Source organism: Frondihabitans sp. PAMC 28766 (genome assembly GCF_001577365.1).
Lineage (GTDB): Bacteria > Actinomycetota > Actinomycetes > Actinomycetales > Microbacteriaceae > Frondihabitans.
Genome location: NZ_CP014513.1, coordinates 465624 through 491993 on the forward strand (window position 1 = coordinate 465624; position 26370 = coordinate 491993).

The window sequence follows — 26370 nt, forward strand, 5'->3', positions numbered from 1 at the left end:
CTAGTTCGCTGCCTGCGCGGCCTTGGCCGTCGACTGCAGCGAGCTCAGCACCTTCGACGGGTCGCCGGTCACCGCAGTGCCGATGGTCTGCTGCACCTTGGTCTTGACCTGCGGCCAGGCCGTGTCGATCGGGTACTGAACCGACTGCGGCAGCGCCTTGATGAACGAGCCGAACAGCGGGTCGGACGCCATCTTGTTCGCCGCCGTCGTCGTGGCCGGCAGCAGGTCGTACTCCTTGTCGAACTGGATCTGGTACTTGTCCTGGTAGGTGAAGTCGAGGAACTTCTTGATCTGCGCCTCGTGGCCGTTCTTGTTGAACGCGGCGACGTTGTCGCTCACGCCGAGGGTCTTGGTCAGCGGGCCGGTCTTGCCGGCGATCTGCACCGACGCCCAGTCGGCAGTCTTCAGCACGCCGCCGGCCTGGATGATCGGCACCAGAGCGGGCGAGCCGTTGATCATGCCGATCTGGCCCTGGGCGAACTGCTTCCAGAGGTCGGTGCGGTTGGCGCTGCCGGGGTTCGGCTCGGTGTCGCCGGCGCTCACGAGCTTGTTCAAGAACTGGAAGGAGGCGACGTTCTTCGAGCTGTCGATGTCGTAGGTGCCCGGCTTCGACTGGTATCCGCCGCCGTCGCCCATCATCCAGAGCATCGACTCGGCCTGAGCCTCTTCCGAGCCGAGAGGCAGACCGAAGCCGATCTTGCCGAGGGACTTGATCTTCGCACTGTCGGCCTGGATGTCGGCCCACGTCGTCGGCGCCGCCGTGATGCCGGCCTTGGCGAAGAGCGCCTTGTTGTAGAAGAGCGTGCGCGAGCTGGTGGTGAAGGGCATGCCGTACTGCGTGCCCTTGTAGCTGCCCTGAGCCTTGAACGCCGGCAACAGGTTGCTCGGCGTGGAGAGCACGTCGCTGGCCTTGTAGAGCAGGCCCTCCTGCGCGTACGTCGAGAAGTAGTCGCCCTCGGTGATGTCAGGGTACTGGTGGTTCTGCACACTGGTCTGCACCTGGGAGTCGAAGTCGTTCCAGTTGACCGTCTGCACCTTGACCGTGATGTTCGGGTTCTTCTTGTGGAAGGCGTCGGCGATGCTCTGCCAGTACTTCGAGCTCGAGTTGCTCGGGCCGGTGCCGTAGTCGGCTGCGACGAGCTTGAGCGTGACGGGCCCCGAGCTCGCGCTCGACGACGACGACGTGGCGCATCCGGTCATGGTCAGGGCAGCGGCTGCGGCGAGCGCCGCGGCAGCGACGAGCCTGTTGGTCGGCTTCGACTTCATCGACTTCTCTTTCTGCTGTGGACACGGGAAGAGCAGTGCGCTCGTCCTCGAACATTTGTTAGTAAAGCGGTCTAACTAATTCGGTGTCAAGGTCGTCCTCGACCTTTCTTCGACCCGTTACACCGCCGTTACGCGCAGGAAACACCAAGCCGGCGGCAAGGAAGGCTGCGTTCGAGTCGCATGCGTCGCTGCAGACCACCCGCCGCCCTGGTGCGCTCTTCGGGTATTTGCTGCCAATCGGGGGAGCTGATGTCTTGAGCAGATTCACCGTCTCATCGGAGGCGATTCAGGGGGCGGCCGCGACCGTCTCAGGTCGTGTCGCCGAATTCGAAGCGCGAGTCTCAGCACTCAACAACCTGGTGACCGCGACGATCGGCTCGACCTGGTCGGGCGCCGGGGCCGATGCGTTCTCGTCCGACTACGTCGAGTGGTTCGACGGCGCACACGAAGTCCACGCGGCACTCGCGCGTGTGGCCTCGCTCCTGGCGAACAGCGCAGAGACTTACCAGACGACCGAGAGCAGCGTCACAGACGCATCGCAGCACTCCCACGTCGTCAACGACTTCACCGTTGCAGGAGACTGACGATGGCATTCCACAGGGTCGACGCCGACGCGATAAGCGGGCTGGTCACCGAGCTCCCGAACGTCACCGATTTCGTGAACGACCTCAGATGGCCGACGGCGCGTCGAAGATCACCACCCGCGCGTTGATCTCCGCGCAGAATTACTCCGACGTCGCCGACCATGTGAAGGGTCTGCGGGCCTAATGGGATAAAGCACACTGCACCTCGACCCGAACGGGTACGCCGACGCGGCGACGAAAGCGCGGCAGGCCTTCAGCGAGATCGAGACAGCCGCTCACGCAGCGCTCAAGTCCCTTTCGGGCCTGTCGCACATGGGTGGCAACGACGAGGCGGGCGGCAAGTTCGCGAACAACTACGACAACAACGCCAAGGCGGTCTCCACTTCAAGGCGCTTGCTTTGACATTCAACCGCTGACGAATTCGGTGAATCCGGCACCCGAGGCGCGGACACTTTTCGGCGAATCTCTCCTGAGTCGGCTTGCCGCTCTCGGCGGCGGCCTCCACGCTGAGACCTTGGGCACCCATCTGTTCGTCTACTCGTCGAAGCCGTTCGGCCTGCCCCGCCCGGAAGCCATTCGCTCCCTCTTCGAGATCGTCGACACTGTCATCGCCGAACGGCAGTGACGTTCGACTCTCTCGCCACCGAAGAAGGGAGCGGTTCGTCGTCGAACTGATAGCGCGCGAAACCACGCGATCCGGTTCGCACCACGGGGCTCGGTGGCGCGAAGCCGATCGCGTGGTTCGGCTGCGCGAAATCAGGCCTCGGCGCCCTCGAGCACCTCGGCGGCGCGCTCGGGGCTGCCCTCGGCGAGGCCCCGGGCGATCGCCCCGCGTGACGCCAGCCACATGACGATCCCGGCGACGAGCACGAGACCCTCGCTGACCGTGAGCGCCCAGATGATGCCGTCGAGCCCGAACCAGAGGTTCGCGAAGATCACGATCGGGATGAACAGGATGCCCTGCGTCACGCTCATGATGGTCGCGGGCAGCGCGCGCCCGGTCGCCTGGAAGAGCGAGGTGATGAGCCCGGTGAAGCCGTTGAAGACCATCGAGACGAGCTGAGCCGTGATGATCACCGCGCCGAGAGACAGCAGCGAGTGGTCGACGACGAAGGCGGTGAAGATCTGGTCGCGGAAGACGATGCCGAGGCCGGCGAAGAAGACGGCGATGATGCCGACTGTGATTGCCGAGCCGCGCAGCGACGCCGACAGCCGGGCGCGGTCGCCCTTGCCGAACGAGTAGGCGAAGAGTGGCAGCACACCCAGGGTGACACCCATGATCAGGAACTCGGGCACCTGCGCGATCCTGACGGCCACACCCATCGCGGCCAGCGGCCCGTCGCCGTAGTTCGCGGCGAGGTTGTTGAGCACGAGCGACGTGACGATGAGGAAGGCCGACTGCAGCAGCTCGCCGACGCCGACGCCGAAGACCTGCTTCATGACGTCGAGCTTGAGCGTGAACCACTTCGGCGCGAGGCTGACGTGCTCGCTGTGGCGGGTGAGGTAGACGACGAAGTAGACGACCGTGATGAGGTTCGACAGCCCGACCGAGAGCGCGGCACCGGCTACACCCCAGTGCAGCACGAGGATGAAGAGCACGTCGAAGACGAGGTTGCCGACGGTCGACGCGATGAGGCCGATCATGACCTGGCGAGCGGCCCCCTCGGCACGGACGAGCTGCTCGAGGCAGAACGCCGCGGCAAGCACCGGCACGAAGGCGAGCATGACGCCGACGAACGCAGCCGTCGGCGCTGCGGCCACTCCGTGCGCGCCGAGCACCGCCACGAGGGGATGGATGAGGAGGAGGCCGATCGCGCCGAGGATGGCGCCCACGATGACGGCACCCCAGAGAGCGAACGACGAGACGTGCTTGATCTCGCCGGCTTTCTCGGGATCCTGCTCGGATGCGCCGAGGAGGCGGGAGATGAGGGCCGAACCGCCGGTGCCGAAAACTCCACCCACGGCCATGACGAGGCCCAGGATCGGCGAGCCGAAGGTGACAGCGGCGAGGAGGGTGGCGTCGTGGAGGGATCCGATGAAGCCGGCGTTGACGACGTTGTAGACGGCGCCCACGATCATCGCGGCGGCCATCGGCACGCAGAGATGCACGAGGGCGCGGACGATCGGGGCGGCGGAGAGGAACCAGCGGTTGGAGCCTGGGGTTTCGGTTGCGGAAGTCATGAGGAGCTCCTGGGATGTGAAAGGGCACGGCGGGCACGGCGAAGCCGCCCCGGGGTGGGGTAAAGAGACGAAAGCGTGGGGGAGGTGCGGCTACGACCGGGTGGGACGCGGCAGCACGGAGGTGATCTTGGTGAGCAGCGCGTGCAGCGCGTCGCGCTCGCCCTGGTCGAGCGGGGCGAGGATGCTCTCTTCGGCATCGCGCATGGCGACGTCGAATCCCGAGATCAGCTCGACGCCGGCGTCGGTGGCGTAGACGCGCTTGCTGCGCTCGTTGCCCTCCTCGGTGCGGCGTTCGATGAGGCCGCGCTTTTCGAGACCCTGCAGAAGGCTCGAGACGCTGGCCGGCGTGGTGCGCGTCATCTCGGCGATGTCGCGCTGAATCGAACCGGGGTTCTGGACGAGGAAACCGAGGGCGAAACTCTGCTGGTGGCTGAGGTCGCGCTCGCGGATCCAGTCGAGGCCGGCCTGCTGCTGAGCCCAGCCGATCCATCGGAGCAGCTCGAGGTTGCTCGTCAGGGACATCTCCGGTTCGTTCATGATCAGAACTCTAACTGTTTGATCTCGAACTGTCAAACCTCAAACTTTGACGTATAAATTAAAGCTTGACATTCATATACAGGATTGTCAGGATTCAGGTGAGCCACGGGCCAAGCGGGCAAGGGGCGCACTAGCGATCAGGAGGCCTTGGGTGCTGAAGAGCGAGTTGACAGTCTCGACCGACGCGGTCGAGTCGAGAGCGGCTGCCATCGGCCAACGAGTCATGGAGTTCGAATCACGCGTCTCCGCTCTGAACTGCTTCGTGATGTCGATGGTCGGCTCGAGCTGGTCTGGCCCCGCGGCCGACGCTTTCGCCGCCGACTACGTCGAATGGTTCGACGGCGCCCGCGAGGTCTGCGCCTCCCTCGATCGGGTTTCTTCACTCCTTGCGAGCGCGAGCCAGACATACGGGGCCACCGAGGCCGACGTCACTCATGCATCTCAGCAGGATCACGTGGCGGTCGACTTCATCATGGACGGAGAGTGACCGTGGCTCACCACACGGTCGAGAGCGGGGCGATCACCGAGCTCGTCTCCGAGTTGCAGAAGGCCACGGAATACGTCGGCGAACTCATCACCAGCGCGCAGGCAGCAGCCGAGCACGTGTCGACCCAGTGGTCGGGCGACGCCAACGCGCAGTTCCGAGAGCTTCACGCCGAGTGGACCCAGGGCGCCGCGACAATGGCAGACGGTGCGTCCCGGATCGCGGCTCGAGCATCGATTTGCGCGCAGAACTACGACGGGGTCGCCGACCACGTGAAGGGCCTGTGGGGCTGATGGCCTACTCCGTCCTCAGCCTCGATCCGAGCGGCTACGCCGACGCGGCCGGCACTGCCCGGCAGGCTCTCTCGGCCATCGAGTCGGCCGCCCATTCGGCCCTGAGGTCTCTGTCCGGCCTAGCCCACATGGCCGGTAACGACGAGGCCGGCGGCAAATTCGCTCACGTCTACGACTCCCACTCCAAGGTGGCCTTCAACGGCCTCGGCGATCTCTGCAGCGCCCTCGCGATCACCTCGTCGGCGCTGGATGCATCTGCCGCGTCGCACGCTGCCGCGGAAGCGGCCAACACCGCCGGTTCCCCCGGTGCGGGAGCGGGCCTGACCGGCCCCTCGACGCCGCAGACCGTGACTCTTCCGCCCCCGGCCTCGGCTTACGGCGGCACGAACATCCTCCCCCAGGGCTGGACGGTCATCCAGAGCCTCGTCTCCGCCACCTGGCCCGACGCCGACACCGACAAGATGCATCGGGCCACCTCCGCGTGGAACGAGCTCGCCGACGACATCGATTCCGCCCGGAGTCGCCGCATCGCCTCCGTCCTGGATCCGCTCGAAGGCTTCCGGGCCCCCGACATCGCAGCCATCGATTCGAAAGTCACGCAGCTGATCGCCGCCGCGCAGGCACTCGCGAACGCCTGCCGTGACATCGCAGAACTCTGCAACGACTACGCCGCCAGTGTGGTCGAGGCACACACCGAGGTGCTGCGCGAGCTCGTGCAGTTCGGGACCACGACTGCAGCCGCCATGAGCATCGGCATCGTGCTCACCCCCGTCACAGCCGGCCTCAGCGACGCTCTCGCCGGAGGCGCTGCCGCAGCCGAGGCGGTCGCGACGGCCGCAAAGATCAGCGAAACCCTCGCGGCCCTCGTGAGTCGCTCTCTCGCCATCACGAGCAGGGTGGTCGAGTTGTCCGAGCGCCCGCTGGCTTTAGGGACCACCCCTGCAAAACTGGGCATTTTCGCCGCAAAATCAATTCACTCCGGCACCATCTGGGGGACGGCAGCCTCGGGTAGTGATTGGGTCGCCAACGGCGGCGACGCCGAAATCGGCCGGGACTTTGGAATGGCGTACGTCGGCGGAGCTATCGGGGGTGCAGTTGAAGACGTCGGCGAACTAGCCGCTGCTGGGGCTCGGAGGAGGATCGATCTACGCTCCAGAGGATCCAGAGAGACGCTCCCCGTCGAAGCGCAGCCTCGGGCGCACCAGCATGTCTCTGACAGGGAGACCGAACGTGGTGCAGCAACGACCGGTCCGCGTCACGCGAACTCGCCGCTTGCCTTAGTGGCGGGGCACGCGATCGATGCCGGAGCCAAGGGTCTCGGGGTGACGGCAGGCGGCATTGCCAACCAATACGTCTTCGAGGGCGGCACGATCCAGCCGGATAAAACGGTGCGTGACGCTGTCAAAGACCTCCTGAACCCTTCTGTCAGCCCGAGGCACGCGCCGAAACACCTTCTGCAATCCACACCCAAACCGCCGTTCATAGGTTCGGCTGCAGAATGAGCCCGGGTTCCGCCCCGCTTCCACGAAGACGATCTCCGCGGTTCGATTACGCCCCGCTCACGCGACCGGTCGACCCTCGCGAAGTTCGAATATTTCGAGAAGAAGCAACGAAAGCCGGCATGAAACCAACGGAATTCGACAACGGGGCACTCATGGCATCATCGATCGCCGGCGCGTTTCTCGCCCTCGTAATGCTGGCCGTCGGATGGAACGCGCATCTCCCTTTTCGTATGCCGGGAGCGATCGTGCTCTATGCATACTTCGGGTTCTTCGGAGCGATGACGATCGCGTGCATCTCGATCGGGATTCCTGCCTCTGCATGGCTGCTCCACGCACAGTGGCGGGATTGCTATCGCTTGACGAGATTTGCAACAACGAATCGAATGACCTATCTCCCGACCGAGGGAGGTCGAGACTTCAGCGGAGCCGTTTTCCATATGCAGGGCGCCGAGAATCCGCGGGCGAGCCGGGTTTTCCGATCCATGAACACTTCGGCCTTCGAAGTTGTAGGTCTCTACTCCTATTCACGAGATAAGTCTGAAATCCATTGGGGCTACATCGCGATCGATCTCGGACACGAACTCCCCCATCTCGTTCTCCGATCGCGGCGTCGCGCATGGGCCCACCGCCGTTTTCTTGCGGGCTACGCCACAAGCCGCCCTATCCAGCTTCCTGGTCGAGGTTCCTGCTGGTTTGATCTCTACAGCCCTTCCGGTGTCGCCATCGAGCCGGGTGTCGTCTTTGACGAAGTCCTTCTTGCACATCTTCGCGGGCTGGGACGAGGCATCGACGTGGAGACACTCGGAACGCGCCTCTTCATATACGCCTCGAGGCCTTTCAAAACGACTCAAACACGAGTCCTCCGCTCACTCTTTGAGATTGTTGAGCTAGTGCTCGACAAACGGACATGACGCAGCCTTACCGGTCCGGGCGAATTTCCCTCCTCAGTCGGCTCAAGCAATCATCGACATCGGCCTCGACGAGCGGCGATAGACCAACTGTCTCTCTGGTCGCCACCCACTCCTGACGGCCATGGGCCTGAGCAATGCGATTACAGAGACCTCGAAGGCTGCCGGCTCCTTTGCGGGAGCCCTGGCAAATCAATACATCTTCGACCACGGTGAGATCAACCCACCTGATGCCGTTCGAGAGATCGCCGAGGACGCTGTCAAGCCCTCGACGCAACCGAAACGCGCGAGGCATGTCGCCGGCGCCGAAGCGATCTCGCTGCCGTAAGCCCGCTCTTCAGCAAGCCGTTCCTAAAAGCGACATCGGAGACAAGTGGCTTCTTTCACATATGCACCTCTGACCGACCCGGTGGATCCGGCGGCTGTCGCGCGTCTCCGCGCGGAATCGCTTGAAGCCGAAGTGCAGCCGACAGAGTTCTGGTCAGGCGCGCAGTTGATCATTGCGATCGTGTCGATCCTGCTCGCCTGCGGCATGATGATGGTCGTCTGGGCTGCGCACCTCCCGTTCACGGGCGCCGGTGGGGTCGTCCAGATTGCGTTCTTCACTGGATTCGGCTCGATAGTCGTCTTCATGCTTCTGGCCGTCATCCCGGCGAGCATCGCAGGTATCTGCACGCAGTGGAGAACCTTCTGGCGCGCTCAGCGCTTCGCTACGGAAAACTCAATGACCTATATGGCATCCGAAGATGGCCGGGATCGCCAGGGCGCCCTATTCACGATGCACGGCTCGAAGCCTCCCCGCGCCGGGAACGTCTTCAGGTCGACGCAGTCGCCGGGTTTCGAAGTCGTCGGCCACTACCGCTACTCGCGAGAAAAGGAGGTCGCGCACTGGGGCTATGTCGCTATGGACTTGGGGCGCCCCCTGCCACACCTGATCCTCCGTGACGGACGTCGACGCCGAGTCCACCGTCATTTCCTCAGTGAATACAGCGACAGCTCTACTTTGCCCCTTCCGGGCGTCCAGTCACAGAGGTTCGTCCTGTACGGGGGTTCAGAGGCAGCCGCCGAGGCGAATTCCGTCTTCGATGACACGCTTTTGAGTCGACTCGCACGTCTTGGTCGAGGCATCGACGCCGAAACAATCGGCACGTACCTCTTCGTGTATTCGTCCCGGCCGTTCAACGTGCCTCGCCCGAAAGTCGTCCGATCGCTCTTTGAGACTGTCGACATCGTCCTCGAAAAACGCCAGTGAATCGATCGAGTCGAAGCTCCCCAAGCATGTCTCGACTGTGCGCGTTGTCCCCGACCTCAAGCCGCGCCCGTAAATCGTCCCCGCCCACTTTCACCACGTTCGGAGACTTGTGCCCCGCTTCATGTACGACGCGCTCACGGGCCCGGCTGAGCGCGGGGTCGTCGAGAAGCTTCGTGAAGAATCACGCTCGGAGTCAATCGAACCGACCGAGTTTTCGTACAACGCGCTGATCTTCGGAGAGATCTTCGGCATCCTCGTATTCGGTGGTATGGCTGCAATCATCTGGAGTGGTCACCCATCGTTCGCGGGCCTTTTCGGTGTCGTGAAGGCGCTTTTCTTCATCATCACCATCGGCCTTGGTTTGTTCCTTCTGATCGTCGGCCTCCCGGTCACGATCTTCCACGTCCGCGTTCAGTGGGCCGAGTACTACCGAGCCCGAACATTCGCGTCAGCCAACGGCATGACCTATGTCGCAGCGGCAGACGCTTGGAACATGGATGGCGCGATCTTCCATATGCAGGGCGCGAAGAGGCGTCGATCGGGAGGTATTTTCCGTTCCGCCGATTGGCCCGGATTCGAGGTCGTGGGCCACTACCACTACAGGCGCGAAAATCGCGAAGTCCACTGGGGCTACATCGCCGTGGACATGAGACGCGCGCTCCCGCACCTCGTCCTCCGCTCCAAGAGACGCCGACTCGCCCACAGCCGGTTCATGAAGCGCTACGCGAAGAGCGCCGAAATCACGCTCGACGTCGACAAGGCTCGGCGGTTCACCCTGTACGGCGATCCGGACGCCTCTTCCGTTGCCCGCGCCCTGTTCTCTAACGACCTCGTCACGAAGTTGGCAGACCTCGGACCCGGCATCGATGCCGAGACGATTGGCACGTACCTCTTCGTGTATTCGTCTCGGCAGTTCAAGGTGCCGCGGGCGAAGGTCGTCCGATCTCTCTTCGAAGTCTTGCATGTCGCCCTCGATTACAGGAAGGAACCCGCCCCTCCGCCTAAACTGCACACATAAGTGCAACTTAGGCGTACACTCGAGCCATGACCACCGAGCAGCCGGCCGCCCCGCGCACCCGCGGCCCGCGGCGTGACGCCGCCGAGAACCGCGAAGCGCTGATCCAGGCCGCGGCGAACCTGCTCAACCGAGACCCGAGCGCGTCGCTCGAGGCGATCGCCGCCGAGGCGGGCCTCTCGCGCCGGGCGATGTACGGGCACTTCTCGTCGCGCGACGACCTGTTGCGGGCGCTGGCCCTGCACGGGGCCGAACGCATCAACGCGGCCATGCTGAGTGATTCTGGCAAGGCCGAGCCGCAGGATCCTGCCGCCCACCTCGCCCTCGTGGCCGCCCGCCTCTGGAGCGAGGTCGACCACATCCGAACGATGGCCCTCATCACGGTGCGCGGCCCGCAGATGCAGCTGATCGGCGACGCGCTCGCCCCGCTGCGTCGCCGCGTGCGCGAGATCGTCGGCCGCGGTGTCGAAGCCGGAGACTTCCGCGACGACATCGACGTCGACCGCCTCGCTCGCCTCGTCGAGAGCGCCGCCATCTCGGTGCTCGACGAAGCCACCCGCCACCCGGTGTCGACCGACGAGGGGCGGCGTCTCGTCGTGCTCTCCGTGCTGTCGATCGCCGGCTACTCGCACCGCGACGCCGCCACGATCCTGGCAGCGCTTCCCCCTCAGCAGGAGTCACGATGAACCTCACCCTCGACAACGTCGGCCTCGGCGAAGGCCCGGGTGCCCCGCTGCCCGCCACGAGCGCCACGGCCACCACCGACCGCCCCGGCATCGCCGCGATCGAGACCGAAGGCGCACCTGTCTACCTCTCGCTGATCGCCGGCGGCCGCATGGAGCCCGAGACCGGCCGAGTGCTGCTCGACGGCGTCGACGACGCGGCCCGGATCCGCGAGCGCTTCGCCCTGGTCGACACCCCCACCGTCGCCGAGCCGTTCGCTGACCTCACCGTCCGCACCATCGTGCAGGAGGATCTCGTGCTGGCCGGGCAGAAGGGCAACCGCGCGAACGTACGGCTCTTCCTCGACGCTATCGGGCTACTCGAGCACGAGGCGACCCCGTTGCGCACCTTGCCGACCGAGGCGCGCGTGCGGCTGCTGACCGAGCTCGCGATCCTGCGCCCCGGCGTCAAGGGCGTCGTCCTGACGAGCCCCGAGCGGCACGGCGGTGACACCGAAGCCTGGTGGCACGTCGTCACCGACCTGTCGGCGCGCGGCTACACCGTGCTCGTCGTGACGGGTGTCGCCGCCGCGCTCCATCTCCAGCAGTTCCTCCCGGTCGACGACGGCGTCGGCACCTCCCCCGAAACCCCTGCCGTCGCAGCACCCGAGACCACCGAAAGCTCCGCCAAGTGAAAACCCTCGCCCTCCTCCGCACCGAGCTCAGGCGCCTCACCGCCACCCCGCTCGCCCGCCTCGCGTTCATCGCGCTGATGACGGTGCCGCTGCTCTACGGCGGCATGTACCTCTGGGCCAACCAGAACCCCTACGCCAAGCTCGACCACATCCCCGCGGCGATCGTCAACACCGACGTCGGCGCGAAGGATGCCGACGGCAACGCGGTCGACTACGGCGACAAGGTCGAGAAGCAGCTCGTCGACGGCAAGAGCTTCGACTGGCACGTCGTCTCGGCCTCGCAGGCCTCGAAGGGCCTGAAAGACGAGACCTACAACTTCGTCTTCTCGATCCCGTCGTCGTTCTCGCGCGATCTCACCAGCGCGTCGTCGAGCGACCCGACCGGCGCCAAGATCCACCTGACGACCAACGACACCACGAGCTATCTGTCGTCGACGATCGCCGGCCAGGCCGGCAACACGATCCGCGCCGCCGTCACGGCCGAGGTCGGCAAGACTGCGGCCAAGACGCTGCTCGTCGGGTTGAGCGACGTCCGCTCCAACCTGACGACCGCCTCTGACGGCTCGCAGCAGCTCGTCGACGGCTCGAAGCAACTCAAGTCGGGCCTCGACTCGGCCGCCTCCGGTGCCTCGACCCTCGCCTCCGGCGCCAGCCAGCTCTCCTCCGGGGCGGCGACGCTGAATTCAGGATTACAGACCCTCCAGACGCAGACATCTGCCCTGCCTTTGCAGACGGCCACGCTCGCCTCCGGTGCGAAGCAGGTCGCCGACGGCAACGCCGCCCTCAACGCGCAGGTGGCGAACGCTGCTCGCACGAGTGCCGCAACGGTTGCGAGCCTCCCCGCGGCGAAGGCTCAAGCCGCCGCCGCAGAGAAAGCCGCCCTCGAGAAGCTCTTCGCCCAGGCCGGAATCACCGATCCCAGCAACAGCAGGCCATCGCCCAGTTCGCGACCACGACCGGCGACGCCTCCTACGCCCAGCTGAGCTCGGCCGCGAACACGGCGAACGACCAGCTGAAGACACTGAACGCCGCGACGCAGCAGCTGCAGACCGGCAGCGCCCAGGTCTCCTCCGGCGCCGCGCAGCTCAGTTCTGCCGCCCCTGCTCTGACCAACGGCATCGCCCGAGCCGCATCAGGATCCAGCACCCTGGCCTCGAAGACGGCCGAGGCCGCGACCGGCGCATCGTCCCTCTCGAGCGGCATCGGCAAGCTCGACAGCGGGGCCGCGTCTCTGGTCTCGGGCTCGACGAAGCTCACGAGCGGGTTGAACGACGGTGTGAAGCAGATCCCGGCGACCACGGCCCAGACGCGAGACAAGCAGGCGACTGCCATCTCGGATCCTGTGTCCATCACAGACTCGTCGATCGCGAGCGCCGGCAACTACGGCGCAGGGTTGGCACCGTTCTTCATCAGTCTGGCGGCGTGGATCGGCATGTACGCGCTCTTCTTGATCATCAAGCCGATCTCGAAGCGCGCTCTGACCGCGATCAAGGCTCCGGGGCGCATCACGCTCGGCGGGTGGCTCGCCCCGGCGGTGCTCGGGGTCGTGCAGATGCTCGCGCTCTTTGCGATCGTCAAGTTCGCGCTCGGCTTCGAGGTGCACAACTGGCCCGGCATGATCGGCCTCATGATCCTCGCGTCGGTCACGTTCGCGGCGATCATCGGCCTGCTGAACGTCATCCTGGGCAGTGTCGGGCAGTTCCTCGGCCTGGTGCTCATGCTGATCCAGCTGGTCACGGCCGGCGGCACCTTCCCGTGGCAGACCCTGCCCGCGCCGCTCGCAGCACTGCACTTCGCGCTGCCGATGAGCTATGCGGTCGACGGCATCCGGCAGCTGATGTACGGCGGCAACATGGCCGCCGCCGGGCAGGACGCCGGCGTGCTCGCACTCTGGCTGCTCGGCGCGCTGCTACTGACCTTCCTCGCCGCGAGCCGCATGACGCGCCACCGCACGATGCGCGACCTGCGCCCCTCGCTGATCGGCTGACCGCGTCCCGCCGCAACACTCCGCCGACCGGCGCACGATCTAGACCGCGGTCTAGATCGTGTGCCGGTCGGCAGAGTCCACGGCGAGGCTAGAGCGACGCGAGCCGCAAGAGCTCCTCTTCGTAGCGCGCGCAGACGCCGTCCCACGTGTAGTGGCGGCGAGCGCGCGAGCGCGCCGCTGCCGCGAGGCTCTCCTGCCGCGCCGGATCGTCGAGCAGCGCCGTCACGGCAGCAGCGATGGCCGCCGCCTGCGGCTCGACGAACACCCCGGTGTCGTCGAGCACTTCGCGGTTGTAGACCGTGTCTCGGGCCACGATCGGCACACCGCAGAGCATCGCCTGCACGAGGGCCGGGTTGGTGCCGCCGACGCTGTGCCCGTGAAAATACGCCCCGGCGTGCTGCCACAGCGCGAACAGCCGATCGTCGTCGCTGACGTGACCGAGCCACGTCACCCGCGGATTCGACTCGGCGAGCGCCGCGACGGCGTCGTCGAGCTCACCGCCGTAGCCACTCGACCCGACGATGATCACATCGTGCGACACCGCGATGGAGGCCGCCGCCTCGATGAACTCCTCGATGGTGTTCTCGGGAACGAAGCGGGCCACGACCAGCGCATACCCGCGGTGCGTCGACTCGGGCGGCACCGGCAGCTCCCGCGGCTCGTCGCCGCCGTAGGGGATGAACGTGCCGTCGACGTCGAAAACGCGCTTCCAGTAGCGCGCGATCGCCTTCGCATCGCAGACCAGCCGGTCGCCCCACCACGCGGTGGTTCGAGCGCCCGCCCGGAACACGAGCTTCGCCAGGGTGCCCCACTTGGCCCGCTCCCACTCGAGCCCGTCGACGTTCACCAGCGTCGGCACGCCGCGCAGCTTCAGCAGCGGCAGCCAGAACCCGTGCGCCACGTTCATCACGAGCGCCACGTCCGGCTTTCGCAGCGCCGCGTCGAGCACGGCCGTGAAGCCGTACGACAGCGTCGACAGCGACTTGGTCTCGACGCCCTTGGTGATACGGGTCTTCACGCGCGGATCACGCGTCGGATCATTCTCTCGCTGCGCACCGTCGCGCCCGTACACGGTGACGTCCCAGCCGTTCTCTGCGAGGTAGGGCGCCAGGCGCCGCACCGCGGTCTCGAAGCCGCCGTAGTAGCTCGGGTAACCGCGCGTGCCGATCAGCGCGACCGACCGTCTGCCACTCATTCCGCTTCGATGGCGGCAACCGCCGCAGGATCGGCATCGGTCAAGAAGGTCGTCAGCCTCTCGACCTCGGGCTCCTCGCCGATCGCTGCCGCCCCACGCCGCAGCGCGTAGAGCGCGCGCAGCACCCCCCGGTTTGGCTCGTGCGACCACGGCACGGGCCCCTGCCCACGCCAGCCGGCCTTGCGCAGGGAGTCCAGCCCGCGGTGATAGCCGACGCGCGCGTAGGCGTAGGCCTCGAGGTCTCGCCCGGCCTCGCTCGTCTCGTCGGAAAGCAGGGCCCACGCCAGCGACGACGTCGGGTGCACAGTGACGATCTCGACGAGCGGCAGCCCGGAGTGGATGGCTTCGAGCACGTCGGGTTCAGGTGGCAGCAAGGTCTCGGGCACACCGAGCAGGTTCGTCGAAGTCATGCGTCCACGGTAGCGGGCCGCGGGGTCGCCGACCGAGCCCCCGTCCGGGTTCAGGCGAACGACACGTGCTGCAGGATCCACGCGTGCATCACCACCGCGGCGGCAGCACTGGCGTTGATGCTCCGGGTCGACCCGAACTGAACGATCTCGAGCACGGCGTCGGCCGCGGCCAGAGCCTCAGGCGAGAGCCCCGGCCCCTCCTGCCCGAAGAGCAGGACGCACCGCGCAGGCAGGTCGAACGTCTCGATGGGGACGGAACCGGGCACGTTGTCGATGGCGAGCACTGGCATCCTGCGCTCTTTCGCCCACGCGATGAACGTCTCGACGTCGGGGTGGTTCAGCACGTGCTGGTAGCGGTCGGTGACCATGGCGCCGCGTTTGTTCCAGCGTCGTCGACCGATGATGTGCACGGTGTCGGCCGCGAACGCGTTGGCGCTGCGCACGATGGAGCCGATGTTCAGGTCGTGCTGCCAGTTCTCGATGGCGACGTGGAAGGGGTGGCGGTGCTCGTCGATGTCTCGGACGATCGCTTCCATCGTCCAGTAGCGGTAGCGGTCGATGACGTTGCGACTGTCTCCCTCCTCGAGCAGCGTGCGGTCGTACCGCGTCTCGGACGGCCACGCCTCCTCGCCGCCGGGCCACGGGCCGACGCCGTGGGTGGTCGCTTCGGGGCTTGACTGCGGAGTCTCGGGCATATCACCAGTCTGGCAGTCGACTGTGCCGGTCAGCTCTTGCTTGCATTTGATATTTCGGTTGTATATTCTTGATGAGCCGACGCGTGGACCGCTCGCCGTCGGCATCCTCTCGATGCTCGAACCCGCGAGCTTCGCCGACAGCAGGGAAACCCATGTCATTCGCCGAACTCCTCCACGCTCTCCGACGCGGCTGGCTCATCGTCTTCGCGGCCACCGTGCTCGGGGTCGCCGGGTCCCTGGCCGTGACCGCGATCGCGGTCGAGAAGTACTCGGCGACGACCGAGCTGTTCGTCTCCGTCCAGTCGTCTGACAGCAGCACTGCGGGTGACATCGGGCAGGGCAACAGCGCTGCCCAGCAGAAGGTCCGGTCGTACAGCGAGGTGGCCGTCAGCAGCCGCGTGCTGCAGCCGGTCATCGACAAACTGCATCTCGCGACCACGCCTGCGGCTCTGGGGCGTCGAATCTCGACGACCAGCCCGCCCAACAGCGTCATCATCAACATCTCCGCCAGCGACACGAACCCGCACCGTGCAGCTGCAATCGCCAACGCGGTCGGCGAGAGCTTCCGCGCCGTCGTCGTCGACAGCCTCGAGTCTCCCGTAGGAGGGGGCCCGGGTCTGGTGCGGATCGAGACGATCCAGCCGGCCACCTCGCCCGCCAGCCCCTCGTCGCCTCGACTCTTTCCCAACGTCGCGCTCGGGCTGCTCCTGGGTCTCGCCGCCGGCGTCGGGCTCGCCGTCCTCCGCAGCGTTCTCGACACCAAGATCCGCTCAGATCGCGACGCCGAGAACGCCGCGGGTCGATCCGTCATCGGCGCCATCGGCTTCGACCCGAGCGCATCGAAGCGCCCGCTGATCGTGCAGCTCGACCCGCACAGCCCCCGGGCCGAGTCGTTCCGATCGCTGCGCACCAATCTCCAATTCCTCGATGCCGGTACCGGCACACGCACCTTCCTCATGACGTCGGCGATGCCGAGCGAAGGGAAGACCACGACGGTCGCCAACCTCGCTATCGCTCTCGCCGAGAGCGGCAGCAGCGTCCTCCTCGTCGACGCCGACCTCCGTCGGCCTCGCGTCGCCGAGGTGATGGGCCTCGAGGGGGCGGTCGGGCTCACAGACGTGCTCATCGGCCGAGCCGAGCTCGACGACGTCATCCAGCCCTGGGGCAGCGCTCGCCTCGAAGTCCTGCCTGCCGGCCAGATCCCCCCGAACCCCAGCGAACTGCTCGGGTCACGCGGCATGCAGGCGCTCCTCGAGACAGCGGCCGGGCTCTACGAGTACGTGCTGATCGATACGCCGCCGCTGCTGCCGGTGACCGATGCGGCAGTCCTCAGCAAGCTGACGAACGGCGTCATCCTGGTCACAGCCGCGGGTCGATCCCGGCGCCCGCAGGTCGAAAGGGCTTCTGCCGCTCTCGCCAACATCGGCACGCAGGTCCTCGGCGTCGTCGTGACGATGCTGCCCACACGCGGCCGCGCCGGCTACGCGAACGACGTCTACGGCTTCGACTACCGCCCCCTGGCTGACGAGCCCTCCGGCCGGCGGCGACGCGCGACCTCACCTGCGAAATCCCTCTCGCCGAGAAAGGTTCAGCCATGATCCCCTCATCGACACCTTTCGTCATCACCATGGTGTGCACGGGCAATCTCTGCCGATCACCTCTGGCCGAGCGTGTCCTGCAGAGCCGACTGGCAGGCTTCTCCGACGTCGCTGTGACGAGCGGCGGCATCGATGCCGCTGTCGGCGCCGTCCTTCCCGATCCTGCTGTCCAAGCTGCGCGCGGTCAGGGTGTCGACGTCTCCGGCCACCTGCCTCGTACCTTCGGCGACGACGATCTCGCGAGGTCGGGCCTGGTTCTCGCGCTGGCCCGCGAGCATCGAAAAGCCGTGGTGACGATGCACGCCCGCGCCAGCCGCCGAACCTTCACGCTGATCGAGTTCGGTCGACTCGCCGACGAGGTCACGGACGACGAATTGGTCGCCATCGCCGACGTCCCCCACGCCGACGCCCCAGCGCGCCTTCAGAAGGCGGTGACTCTCGTGGCGTCGCTGCGCGGCCACCTCCCGGTGACGAAGTCTGCGGCGGCGTGGGACGTCGCCGACCCCTACCGCGGCACCGCCAGCGAGTACGAGCGAGCCGCTCGCGAGATCGCGCGCGCCTCCGAGCAGACGGCTCGCCTGATCGCCCGCGCCCTCGCGGTCTGACTCGAGCGAGGTTCGGCCTAAGCCCTGCCTGCGGCCGTGCCGTCTCGCTCGACGATGTCGCAGAAACGCCAGGCCAGTTCATCGAGCGAATATCGGCCGCGACCGAGTTCGGCTGCTGACCGAATCGCTGCGGCCACACCTGCTTCGTCGCCCACGAAGTCTCCCAGTTGCCGCGCGGCGAGTGCGGCGTCCCGGCTCAGGCGGAGGCCTGCACCCGTCTCGGCGAGAACCTCGGCCTGCCACCCACCGTGGTTGATCACCATGGGCGTCTGGGCCGCCAGGCTGTCGAAGAACTTATTGGCGCTGTTCGCCTCCAACTCGGGCACGTCGATGACGAACGAGAATGCCACGGTCGCCGCCGCAAGGACGTCGGGCAGCTGCCGCTTCGAGACCGGTTCGAACAGATGCAGGTTGTCGCCGAGAACTCCGCTCGCGAGCGCGCGAGCACGTACGGCGTCTTTCTCCGGCCCGTCGCCGATGGCGACGAACGCGAGGTCGCTTCCCTGCGCCCGACTGGCAGTCGCGAGATCGACGAGGAATGAGAGCCCGTTGACGTAGCCGAACGTGCCGCAGTAGACCGCGAGCTTCCGACCGATGAGCTCGGGATGATCGGCCAACCACCGCTCTGACTCGGCGCGCGCCGGATCGAAGGCCGCCACGTCGGCGATGTTCGTCACCACCGCGACGCGATCGCGCGGCTTTCCGGCCCGGACGACCGCCTCGGCCATGTCGGCCGAGAGGGCGACCACCGTCGACGCCCGACGATAGGCAACTCGCTCGAGGAGACGGGCGGCACCCTTCAGCAGCGGATTCGTCAGCGCCCCGAGAGCGATCGGCACGTCGGGCCAAGCGTCACGAACCTCGAAGACCATGGGGCAGCGTCGCCCGAAACTCGCCACGATGCCGGGGATCGCGATCGTGAGAGGCGTACTGGTGGCGATGACGACGTCTGCCTTCAGACGGCGGGCAACGGTCGAACTCCGAACGGCGAACGCTGCGAATGCGGCGAGACGTCGCCGATACGACATCCGCCCGTCGTAGTCGACCGGCAGACGGTGCACCGTGAACCCCTCGATCCGCTCGAGACGAGGCCCACGGGGCCCCGATGAGGACGTGACCACTTGCACGTCGTGCCCGCGAGCGGCGAGAGCGCTCGCGAACTGGAAGGAGCGGACGCCGCCGTTCTGCGACGGGGTCCGGAAGTGCTGATGGAGGTAGACGATCCGCATGGCCTGCCTGTCGGGTTGACGATACTCATATTCTATACGTCTGCTGGTGCACGCGGCAAGAGGTGCTGGGTGCGCCGACTACGCTGACCCCATGTCCCCACGTGACGAAGTCGAATGCTGGCTCACCGACATGGACGGCGTGCTCGTCCACGAGAATCAGGCCCTGCCCGGCGCCGCCGAGCTGATCCAGCAGTGGCAGGACGACGGCACGCCCTACCTGGTGCTCACGAACAACTCGATCTTCACGCCGCGCGACCTCTCGGCCCGCCTGCGCGCTTCCGGCCTTGAAGTGCCCGAAGACAGGATCTGGACGTCCGCGCTCGCCACCGCCGACTTCTGCCGCTCGCAGATGCCCGGCGGCTCCGCCTTCGTGATCGGCGAGGCCGGCATGACGACCGCGCTCCACGAGGCCGGCTTCATCATGACCGAGACCTCTCCCGACTACGTGGTCGTCGGCGAGACCCGCAACTACTCCTTCGAGGCCATCACCAAGGCGGCGCGCCTCATCATGGGCGGCGCGCGCTTCATCGTGACCAACCCCGATGCGACGGGGCCGAGCGCCGAGGGCATCCTGCCGGCCACCGGCGCGATCGCTGCGATGATCACGAAGGTCACCGGCAAAGAGCCCTACATCGTCGGCAAGCCCAACCCGATGATGTTCCGCTCGGCGATGAACAGGATCGGCGCGCACTCCGAGAACACCGCCATGATCGGCGACCGCATGGACACCGACATCATCGCCGGCATCGAAGCGGGGCTCCACACGATCCTGGTGCTCACCGGCATCAGCGATCAGCAAGAGATCGAGCGCTACCCGTTCAGGCCGACCGAGATCGTCTCGGGTGTGCACGAGCTCGTGCGGACCGAACCGGTGACTGCCGACCTGGGCGACGCCGAGGGCAACCTCTAGCGTCTCCTGCGCTTGTTCACGGGCGCAGGATCCGGCGGCTCACCAGGTCAGGAGCCCTGCTTCAGGCTCCCGGTGATCGCCTGCCCTGATGACCTGCTGACAAAGCAGTAGTAGCTGTGGTCACCGGCATCCCACTGCGACTGCGTGGCGGGGTAGCTCTCCGACACCTGAATGTCCGTGTAGGCCGCGGCAGCGCCGAAGTTCACGACCGAGCTGGCCTGGCAGAGCGGGGCGATCTGTGCGGCGAGCGCCGTGACGCCCGGGTACGTCGAGTCCGGCACCGTACCCTTGGCGACCATCTGCGCGGGGTGACCTGTCGCGCAATCGACGACCTGGTAGGTCTGCTGCCACGCGTTCGTGAACGATCCGAGGCACTCTCCGCCCTCGAGCGCCGTCCACGGGTGGGTTCCTACCGCGGCGGGCCCTGAAGCGGCCGTCGGGGCAGGGGCTGGAATCGTCGCTTTCGGGGTGGGGCTCGCGCTACGCGGGGTCGCGGACGTCGGGGCGACGGGTGCCGGAGCTGCGCTCGAGGAATGGCCGCGGAGAGCCTGGCCACCGAAGAACAGCGCTACGAGCACGAGCACGAACACGACGCCGATGGCGACGAAGAGCAGAGTGCGGCGATTCTGCGGCCAGTCACGGAAGCCGCCGCCACCCGTGCGCTCGGGGGCGGAGGCTCGTGCGCTGACGCTCGACGTCGCGTACCGCTCAGGGGTGGCCACCGGCGTGGCGGCGGCCCCGGCGGCCGCGGCGACCCAGGCGGCGGGGGCCTTGGACGCGTCGATGGGGGTGGCGGGGCGCGAGCTGACTCCGCGGTAGCCGGCCACGGGCGGGCTGAAGCGGCTCGTCGGGGCTTCGTCGGGCGGGATCGGAGCCTCGACAGAGGCCGGTTCGACCTCGGCCGCGGACGGTGCTGGCGACCTCTCGTCGAGCGGCTCTGCTGTTTCCGCCCCCGGTGCGGTCTCCTCGGGTGCCGCCGGCTCTGCCGCGGCCGACTCGACCGAAACGGGCTCTGCCGAAACCGGCTCTGCCGCGGCCGACTGCGCCGCGGCGGGAATCGCGAAGGAGACCGTGGGGAGGTCGGCCATGTCCGGATCGGCACCTGACATCGGCTGTGCATCGATGGCCGGAGGCTCGAAGGCCACCGTGGGCGCGTCGGCCACGACCGGCGCGACGATCTCGGGATCGCCGAGCGCCGGAGGGATTGGAGCACGAGGAGCGTCGGCCCACGATCCGGCGAACTCGTCCTCGTGTTCGCCCGCGTCCTGAAGCTCTGACTCGACGGCAGGCGCCGCCGGTTCGGGCTCGGGCTCAACCTCGGCCGCCTCGACTACGGCGTCTCCGAAGAGGGCGACGAAGGGGTCGGTCGGTGGGTTCGGGTCGAGCGTAGGAGACGCTTGGGCCGTCGCATCCTGCTGGGCCGTCGCATCCTGCGAGGTCGACGTCTCGTCGTCGAGGGACCAGACCGTGGTTGCAGCGGGCGGGGCGGGTTCGTCGGCGTCGTCGAGCGACCAGACGGTCGGCATGGCCTGGGTGGCCAGCGGGTCCTCGAACGGCGAGTTCGTGGGCTGAACGTCGGCGTCGTGGTCGCGCGCAGGCTCCGGCGTCGGCTCCGGCTCCGGAGTCAGCTCCGTCTCGTGTGCCGCAGCGGGCAGCGTGACCTCGGTCGTGCGCGGCGTGGGCAGGTAGCTCCAGTCGAAGGTGGCCGGCTCAGCAGTCGGCGGCACCTGGTCGGCCGACAGTGAGATGAGCTCCGTGAACGAGGGGGCATCATCCGGCGCCGACTGCGGGCGGGCCGGAGCCTCTCCGAAGACGGAACCGAAAGCGGCGGTCGGCGTCTCCCCCTGGCCGTCGTGAAGCGGAAGGGCCGCAGTGTCGATCGATGGGGCGTCGTCCCCGAGGTGCCACGCGCGAGGCGCCTCGGTCGGAGCGACCGAATGCTCGGCGTTCGGCGGCGACACGAGGTCCTCCCCGCCCTGCAGCGCCGAGAGGTCGAGAGCCATGGGGTGCGGTGCAGCAGGCGAGGCCGGCCTGTCGACGGGCGGCGGGACGGCGAACGTGGGCTCGGCGATCGCGGCAGTCGGCGCGGGCGTCGGGGCGTTGTCGACCGCCGCTTCGCCAACGGGTTCGGGCTCCACGACAGGCTGAGGCACGACAGGCTGAGGCACGACAGGCTCCGGCGCGTCCGCCGAAGTGGGGGCCGTATTCGGGGCCGAGTCAGCGGGCATCTCCGGCTCGGACTCAGGCTCCTCGTGCGGCATTCCGCTCGGGGCCGAGACGGGCGAATCCACATGGGCCGAGTGCCGGGGCGGCCGAGGCTCGCCGAAGAACGACGCGGCGCTGGGGAGCCGCTTAGCCACAAGCGGAACTTCGTCAGGGCTGCGGGAAGCCGCGCCCTCCGGCTCCGTCGTCACCGGCTCGATGGCCTCGGGCTCAGCGCCCTCCGGCTCGCGGTGCTTCATTTCGTCGCTCGGCGGAGTTCCGGGCGCAGGATCGCCGTCGGATCGTTCGTCGCTCACGGCCGCAGCCCGAGGTCGTCGAGGTCGATCGCCGCGAAGTAGGGGTAGCCGGCCTTCTCGATCACCTCGCGCGCACCCGTAGCCCTGTCGACGACCACGGCGACGCCGACCACCTCGGCGCCGACCTTCTTAAGCGCCTCGATGGCCTTCAGCGGCGACCCACCCGTGGTCGAGGTGTCTTCGAGCACGATGACGCGCTTGCCCTCGAGTTCGGGCCCTTCCACCTGGCGCCCGCGACCGTGATCCTTCGGCTCTTTGCGCACGACGAAGGCGTCGTAGCTCTTGCCGAGCGCCGCCCCCTGGTGCAGCACCGCCGTCGCGATCGGGTCGGCGCCCATGGTGAGCCCGCCGACGGCGAACACGTCGGGAACGTCTTTGATGAGGTCGACCATGACCTGCCCGATCAACGGGGCGACCCGGTGGTCGAGGCTGACCTTGCGCAGGTCGACGTAGTAGGTCGCCTTCTTGCCGCTGGTCAGCGTGAAGTCGCCGTGGAAGACGGCGAGGTCGCTGATGTAGTCGATGAGCTGCTGGCGTGCGTCGGTCACGCCCACATGGTACCTTCCCGCGCCCGAGCGGCGAGTCTGTGTCGCACGCTCGCGCTAGCGTGGTGGCATGCGTGTCGCCACCTGGAACGTCAACTCCGTCCGCGCCCGAGCCGGCCGAGTCGTCGACTGGCTCGTCCGTGAAGACGTCGACGTGCTGGGCATGCAAGAGATCAAGTGCAAGCCCGAGCAGTTCCCCTACGACCTCTTCCACGACGCCGGGTACGACATCGAGCTGCACGGCCTCAGCCAGTGGAACGGCGTCGCTTTCGCCAGTCGTCTGCCGATGGAGGACGTCGAGATCACCTTCCCGTCTCAGCCCGGCTTCGCCAAGGGCGTCGAATCGCAGGATGCCCCCAAGGAGGCTCGGGCCATCGGCGTCACGGTCGACGGCGTCCGGCTCTGGAGCCTCTACGTGCCGAACGGCCGCGAGCTCGACGACCCGCACTACGCCTACAAGCTCGACTGGCTGGCAAAGCTGCACGACGAGACCACAGCCTGGCTCGCCGCCAACCCCCAGCTGCCGCTGGCTCTCATGGGCGACTGGAACGTGGCTCCGCTCGACACCGACGTGTGGGATCCTGCGGTCTTCGAGGGCCACACCCACACGAGCCCGCCCGAGCGCGCCGCCTTCGCCGCCTTCCAGGAGAAGGGGCTGCTGCAGGATGTCGTCCGCCCGCGTCTGCCCGACGGCTACACCTACTGGGACTACAAGCAGCTCCGCTTCCCCCGCAACGAGGGCATGCGAATCGACTTCATCCTCGGTTCGCAGCCGTTCGCCGACCTCGTGACGAGCGCGCGGATCGACCGCAACGAGCGGAAGGGCGATGCCCCGAGCGACCATGTGCCCGTCGTCGTCGACCTCGCCGTCGAGTCGGAGGACGACGACGGTCGGCCGATGATCTTCTAGCGCGTGACGAGCTCGCCGCGCCGGCGGTGACTGATCATCCGCGAGACGCCTTCGCGAATTCCGATCGAGGGCGCGTAGGCGAGCTCGCGGCGCGCGGCGTCGCAGCTGGCGATGCGGTCGCGCACTTCGATGTCGCTCGGCCGGCCGAGTGTCTCGGTTTCGACGCTGACGACGGACGCGCGACTGCCCGACTCGTCCACGATGATCGAGGCGAGTTCGGCGATGCTGGCGGTCTCGGGGCCAGCGACGTTGAACACGCGCTGGCTGCCCGTGTGGACGGCTGCTCGCAGGAGCCCGTCGACGAAATCGTCGATGTAGGTGAAGGTCCGCACCTGGTCACCCCCTCCGACGAGCGTGAGGTCGTCATCACCGAGAGCGAGCTCGATGAAACGCGAGGTGACGAAGTCGGCGCGCTGGCCGGGGCCGTAGACGTTGAACGGGCGAACGACCACACCATCGAGGCGATCGTCGGCGCAAGCCCGGAGGACGACCGTCTCGGCGTCCCGCTTCGCCTGGCCGTAGGCGCTCAACGGCGAGAGAGGGGTCGTCTCGACGATCGGAAAGTCGTCGGCCTGCCCGTAGACCTCGGATGACGACACGTAGACGAAACGGACGCCCTCGACCTCGGCGACCATCTCGACGAACTGTTCTGTCATGCCGAGGATGGCATGCCGGGTCGCGGCCGGATCACTCGACGCCTCCACGACGCCGACGATCGAGGCCAGGTGGAAGAGGTAGTCGGGTCGGAGTCGTCGGAGGTCGTCGACCGAGAGTCGAGACGCGTCGCCCATGAGATGTTCGTAGCCGACCTTGTCGCAGCCCTGGCGGATGTCGATGCCGATGACATGGGCACCTGCCTCGAGCAGCCAGTCGACGAGTGCCGAGCCGATGAAGCCGGCCGAGCCGGTGATGATGACTCGAGAGCCGGCGAAGGAGGAATAGGGGTTGTTCATGGGGAAGCCTTTCGGGAGATCCTGCGGGGGACGGAGGAAGCGATCAGAGGGTGACGACGTGGTCGTGCGAGACCACGTTGCGGGTGTCGAGCACCAGGGCGCCCCTGAGCGCGTCCAGGTCGAGCGCGGCGTGCGGTGTGAGCACCACGCAGACATCGGCGGATGCGGCCGTCTCACGGGTGAGATCGACCTGCTCGACGCCGAGGGGCCAGTCGCGCGCAGTGACGTGCGGGTCGGCGGCCACGACCACGGCGCCCTTCGACCGCAGGATCTCGGCCACCCGGAGAGCGGGCGACTCGCGCACGTCTCCCGTGTCGGCCTTGTAGGCCAGCCCTACGATCAGCACCCGCGCGCCCCGCACCGCGATGGCGCTGTCGTTCAGCAGGGACTCGACCCGCGTGACGACATGCTCGGGCATGTGCGCGTTGATCTCGTTGGCGAGATCGATGAAGCGGAAGCCGCGGCCGAGCTTGCGGCGGACCTCCCACGAGAGGTAGCTGGGATCGACCGGAAGACAGTGACCGCCGACGCCTGGACCAGGGGTGAACTTCATGAAGCCGAAGGGCTTGCTGCCGGCGGCTTCGATTGCCTCCCACGCGTCGATGCCGAGTTCGTGGGCGGCGATGGCCAGTTCGTTCACGAGGGCGATGTTCACGTGCCGGAACGTGTTCTCGATGAGTTTGGCCAGTTCGGCCTCGCGAGTGCCGCTCACTGGGACGGTCGTCTCGACGAGGTCGTCATAGAGCGCAGTGACGGAAGCGAGCGACGCGGCATCGATGCCGGAGACGACCTTGGGTGTCGTCTCGAACGACCAGTGCCGGTTGCCGGGGTCGATGCGCTCGGGGCTGTACCCGACGTGGAAGTCTCGCCCCGCCGTCAGCCCTGAGCCGCTCTCGAGGAGTGGAACGACGAGCTCGGCCGTGGTTCCGGGAGAGGTCGTCGACTCGAGGACGACTGTCGAGCCGAGCGACACGTGAGGAGCGATCGAACGCGTCGCCGACTCGATGAAGCGGAGATCGGGGAGCGTCTCGCGAAGCGGGGTGGGAACGGTGATCACGGCGTAGTCGAAGTCGCCGAGATTGTCGAAGTCGGCTTTTGCCTCGAATCGCCCCGTCCGGAGGGCGGCGCCGAGCTGAGCGTCGCAGACGTCGTCGATGTAAGAGACGCCGCGATTGAGAGCGCTGCACTTCGTCGAGTCCACGTCGACTCCAACGACGTCGTAGCCGGCTTCGACGGCTCGAACGGAGAGAGGCAGGCCGACGTATCCCTGGCCGACGACGACTAGGCGCTTTGCGCGTACAGACATGTGATTCTCGCTTTGGGTTGAGGAAGATCGGTTTGTTTCGGGCTGAAACATTGAAATACTAATTGAAATCCGGGTTGAATTCAAGATTGAAATATTTTACTTTTCATGTTCAACTTGAAGCGTCTTCTC

27 protein-coding genes are annotated in these 26370 nt (G+C 66.9%); 16 read left to right on the forward strand and 11 right to left on the reverse strand.

Annotated elements, in window-relative coordinates:
- Entirely contained in the window at positions 1-1266 is a 1266-nt protein-coding gene (locus AX769_RS02190; RefSeq protein WP_066275432.1) for an extracellular solute-binding protein, read from the reverse strand.
- A gap of 254 nt (positions 1267-1520) precedes the next feature.
- Here AX769_RS02190 and AX769_RS02195 point away from each other — a divergent pair, with 254 nt between their 5' ends.
- Positions 1521-1850 (forward strand): WXG100 family type VII secretion target, encoded by a 330-nt coding sequence (locus AX769_RS02195; protein ID WP_066275434.1) that lies wholly within the window; start codon positions 1521-1523, stop codon positions 1848-1850.
- 756 nt (positions 1851-2606) lie between these two features.
- On the opposite strand, the gene AX769_RS02205 is transcribed toward AX769_RS02195, so the two are convergent.
- Complete coding sequence (locus AX769_RS02205; RefSeq protein ID WP_066275442.1) at positions 2607-4031, reverse strand: MATE family efflux transporter; 1425 nt, start codon at positions 4029-4031, stop codon at positions 2607-2609.
- A gap of 90 nt (positions 4032-4121) precedes the next feature.
- Positions 4122-4568, reverse strand: coding sequence for a MarR family winged helix-turn-helix transcriptional regulator (locus AX769_RS02210; RefSeq protein ID WP_066275444.1), 447 nt, complete (start codon positions 4566-4568; stop codon positions 4122-4124).
- Positions 4569-4719: 151 nt separating this feature from the next.
- On the opposite strand from AX769_RS02210, the gene AX769_RS02215 reads away from it, so the two are divergent.
- The 11 genes from AX769_RS02215 to AX769_RS24975 all read left to right on the forward strand — a co-directional run bounded on the left by AX769_RS02215 (position 4720) and on the right by AX769_RS24975 (position 13366).
- Complete coding sequence (locus tag AX769_RS02215) at positions 4720-5055, forward strand: WXG100 family type VII secretion target (protein ID WP_066275446.1); 336 nt, start codon at positions 4720-4722, stop codon at positions 5053-5055.
- Between the two features lie 2 nt (positions 5056-5057).
- Entirely contained in the window at positions 5058-5345 is a 288-nt protein-coding gene (locus tag AX769_RS02220; protein WP_157887397.1) for a WXG100 family type VII secretion target, read from the forward strand.
- Positions 5345-6847, forward strand: coding sequence for a hypothetical protein (locus AX769_RS02225; RefSeq protein ID WP_157887398.1), 1503 nt, complete (start codon positions 5345-5347; stop codon positions 6845-6847). Before AX769_RS02220 ends, AX769_RS02225 begins: the two co-directional genes overlap by 1 nt.
- 119 nt (positions 6848-6966) lie before the next feature.
- Entirely contained in the window at positions 6967-7758 is a 792-nt protein-coding gene (locus tag AX769_RS23585) for a hypothetical protein (protein ID WP_157887399.1), read from the forward strand.
- Positions 7759-7879: 121 nt separating this feature from the next.
- The gene (locus tag AX769_RS02235; protein ID WP_066275454.1) at positions 7880-8083 is read left to right on the forward strand and encodes a hypothetical protein; all 204 of its coding nucleotides are present in this window, start codon (positions 7880-7882) and stop codon (positions 8081-8083) included.
- Between the two features lie 45 nt (positions 8084-8128).
- Positions 8129-9007: a hypothetical protein gene (locus AX769_RS02240; RefSeq protein WP_157887400.1), complete on the forward strand. Its 879-nt coding sequence runs from the start codon at positions 8129-8131 to the stop codon at positions 9005-9007.
- A 121-nt stretch (positions 9008-9128) separates the two neighbouring features.
- Positions 9129-10025 carry a hypothetical protein gene (locus tag AX769_RS02245; RefSeq protein ID WP_157887401.1) on the forward strand — a complete coding sequence of 299 codons (897 nt, stop codon included), beginning with the start codon at positions 9129-9131 and terminating at the stop codon, positions 10023-10025.
- A 26-nt stretch (positions 10026-10051) separates the two neighbouring features.
- A complete protein-coding gene (locus tag AX769_RS02250; protein WP_066275461.1) occupies positions 10052-10708 on the forward strand; it encodes a TetR/AcrR family transcriptional regulator in 657 nt (218 codons plus the stop codon).
- Complete coding sequence (locus tag AX769_RS02255; RefSeq protein ID WP_066275463.1) at positions 10705-11379, forward strand: hypothetical protein; 675 nt, start codon at positions 10705-10707, stop codon at positions 11377-11379. Before AX769_RS02250 ends, AX769_RS02255 begins: the two co-directional genes overlap by 4 nt.
- Complete coding sequence (locus tag AX769_RS24970; protein WP_239451912.1) at positions 11376-12362, forward strand: YhgE/Pip domain-containing protein; 987 nt, start codon at positions 11376-11378, stop codon at positions 12360-12362. The genes AX769_RS02255 and AX769_RS24970 overlap by 4 nt, the downstream gene beginning before the upstream one ends.
- 59 nt (positions 12363-12421) lie before the next feature.
- The gene (locus AX769_RS24975) at positions 12422-13366 is read left to right on the forward strand and encodes a YhgE/Pip family protein (protein ID WP_239452075.1); all 945 of its coding nucleotides are present in this window, start codon (positions 12422-12424) and stop codon (positions 13364-13366) included.
- An 88-nt stretch (positions 13367-13454) separates the two neighbouring features.
- Here AX769_RS24975 and AX769_RS02265 read toward each other — a convergent pair whose 3' ends face one another.
- From AX769_RS02265 to AX769_RS02275, 3 genes are read right to left on the reverse strand one after another with little or no spacing between them, the layout of a single operon-like run.
- Entirely contained in the window at positions 13455-14561 is a 1107-nt protein-coding gene (locus tag AX769_RS02265; RefSeq protein ID WP_066275468.1) for a glycosyltransferase, read from the reverse strand.
- Entirely contained in the window at positions 14558-14971 is a 414-nt protein-coding gene (locus AX769_RS02270) for a DUF3151 domain-containing protein (protein WP_066275470.1), read from the reverse strand. The genes AX769_RS02265 and AX769_RS02270 overlap by 4 nt, the downstream gene beginning before the upstream one ends.
- A 50-nt stretch (positions 14972-15021) precedes the next feature.
- The gene (locus AX769_RS02275; RefSeq protein ID WP_066275473.1) at positions 15022-15666 is read right to left on the reverse strand and encodes a TrmH family RNA methyltransferase; all 645 of its coding nucleotides are present in this window, start codon (positions 15664-15666) and stop codon (positions 15022-15024) included.
- A gap of 152 nt (positions 15667-15818) precedes the next feature.
- Between AX769_RS02275 and AX769_RS02280 the strand changes: the two genes are divergently transcribed.
- Together AX769_RS02280 and AX769_RS02285 are read left to right on the forward strand one after the other, a co-directional pair.
- Positions 15819-17264 carry a polysaccharide biosynthesis tyrosine autokinase gene (locus tag AX769_RS02280; protein ID WP_082763428.1) on the forward strand — a complete coding sequence of 482 codons (1446 nt, stop codon included), beginning with the start codon at positions 15819-15821 and terminating at the stop codon, positions 17262-17264.
- The gene (locus AX769_RS02285) at positions 17261-17869 is read left to right on the forward strand and encodes a hypothetical protein (RefSeq protein ID WP_066275475.1); all 609 of its coding nucleotides are present in this window, start codon (positions 17261-17263) and stop codon (positions 17867-17869) included. Before AX769_RS02280 ends, AX769_RS02285 begins: the two co-directional genes overlap by 4 nt.
- A 17-nt stretch (positions 17870-17886) precedes the next feature.
- On the opposite strand, the gene AX769_RS02290 is transcribed toward AX769_RS02285, so the two are convergent.
- Complete coding sequence (locus AX769_RS02290) at positions 17887-19098, reverse strand: glycosyltransferase family 4 protein (protein ID WP_066275478.1); 1212 nt, start codon at positions 19096-19098, stop codon at positions 17887-17889.
- Positions 19099-19189: 91 nt separating this feature from the next.
- Between AX769_RS02290 and AX769_RS02295 the strand changes: the two genes are divergently transcribed.
- Positions 19190-20008: an HAD-IIA family hydrolase gene (locus tag AX769_RS02295; protein WP_066275487.1), complete on the forward strand. Its 819-nt coding sequence runs from the start codon at positions 19190-19192 to the stop codon at positions 20006-20008.
- A 47-nt stretch (positions 20009-20055) separates the two neighbouring features.
- On the opposite strand, the gene AX769_RS02300 is transcribed toward AX769_RS02295, so the two are convergent.
- Positions 20056-22176, reverse strand: coding sequence for a septum formation family protein (locus AX769_RS02300; RefSeq protein ID WP_157887403.1), 2121 nt, complete (start codon positions 22174-22176; stop codon positions 20056-20058).
- Positions 22177-22523: 347 nt separating this feature from the next.
- Complete coding sequence (gene pyrE, locus AX769_RS02305; protein WP_066283081.1) at positions 22524-23075, reverse strand: orotate phosphoribosyltransferase; 552 nt, start codon at positions 23073-23075, stop codon at positions 22524-22526.
- 67 nt (positions 23076-23142) lie between these two features.
- Here pyrE and AX769_RS02310 point away from each other — a divergent pair, with 67 nt between their 5' ends.
- Positions 23143-23982, forward strand: coding sequence for an exodeoxyribonuclease III (locus AX769_RS02310; RefSeq protein ID WP_066275491.1), 840 nt, complete (start codon positions 23143-23145; stop codon positions 23980-23982).
- On the opposite strand, the gene AX769_RS02315 is transcribed toward AX769_RS02310, so the two are convergent.
- Positions 23979-24935: an NAD(P)-dependent oxidoreductase gene (locus AX769_RS02315; protein WP_066275494.1), complete on the reverse strand. Its 957-nt coding sequence runs from the start codon at positions 24933-24935 to the stop codon at positions 23979-23981. The two genes, AX769_RS02310 and AX769_RS02315, sit on opposite strands and share 4 nt — an antisense overlap.
- Before the next feature lie 43 nt (positions 24936-24978).
- Positions 24979-26241, reverse strand: coding sequence for a nucleotide sugar dehydrogenase (locus tag AX769_RS02320; protein WP_066275496.1), 1263 nt, complete (start codon positions 26239-26241; stop codon positions 24979-24981).
- Positions 26242-26370: the final 129 nt, after the last annotated feature.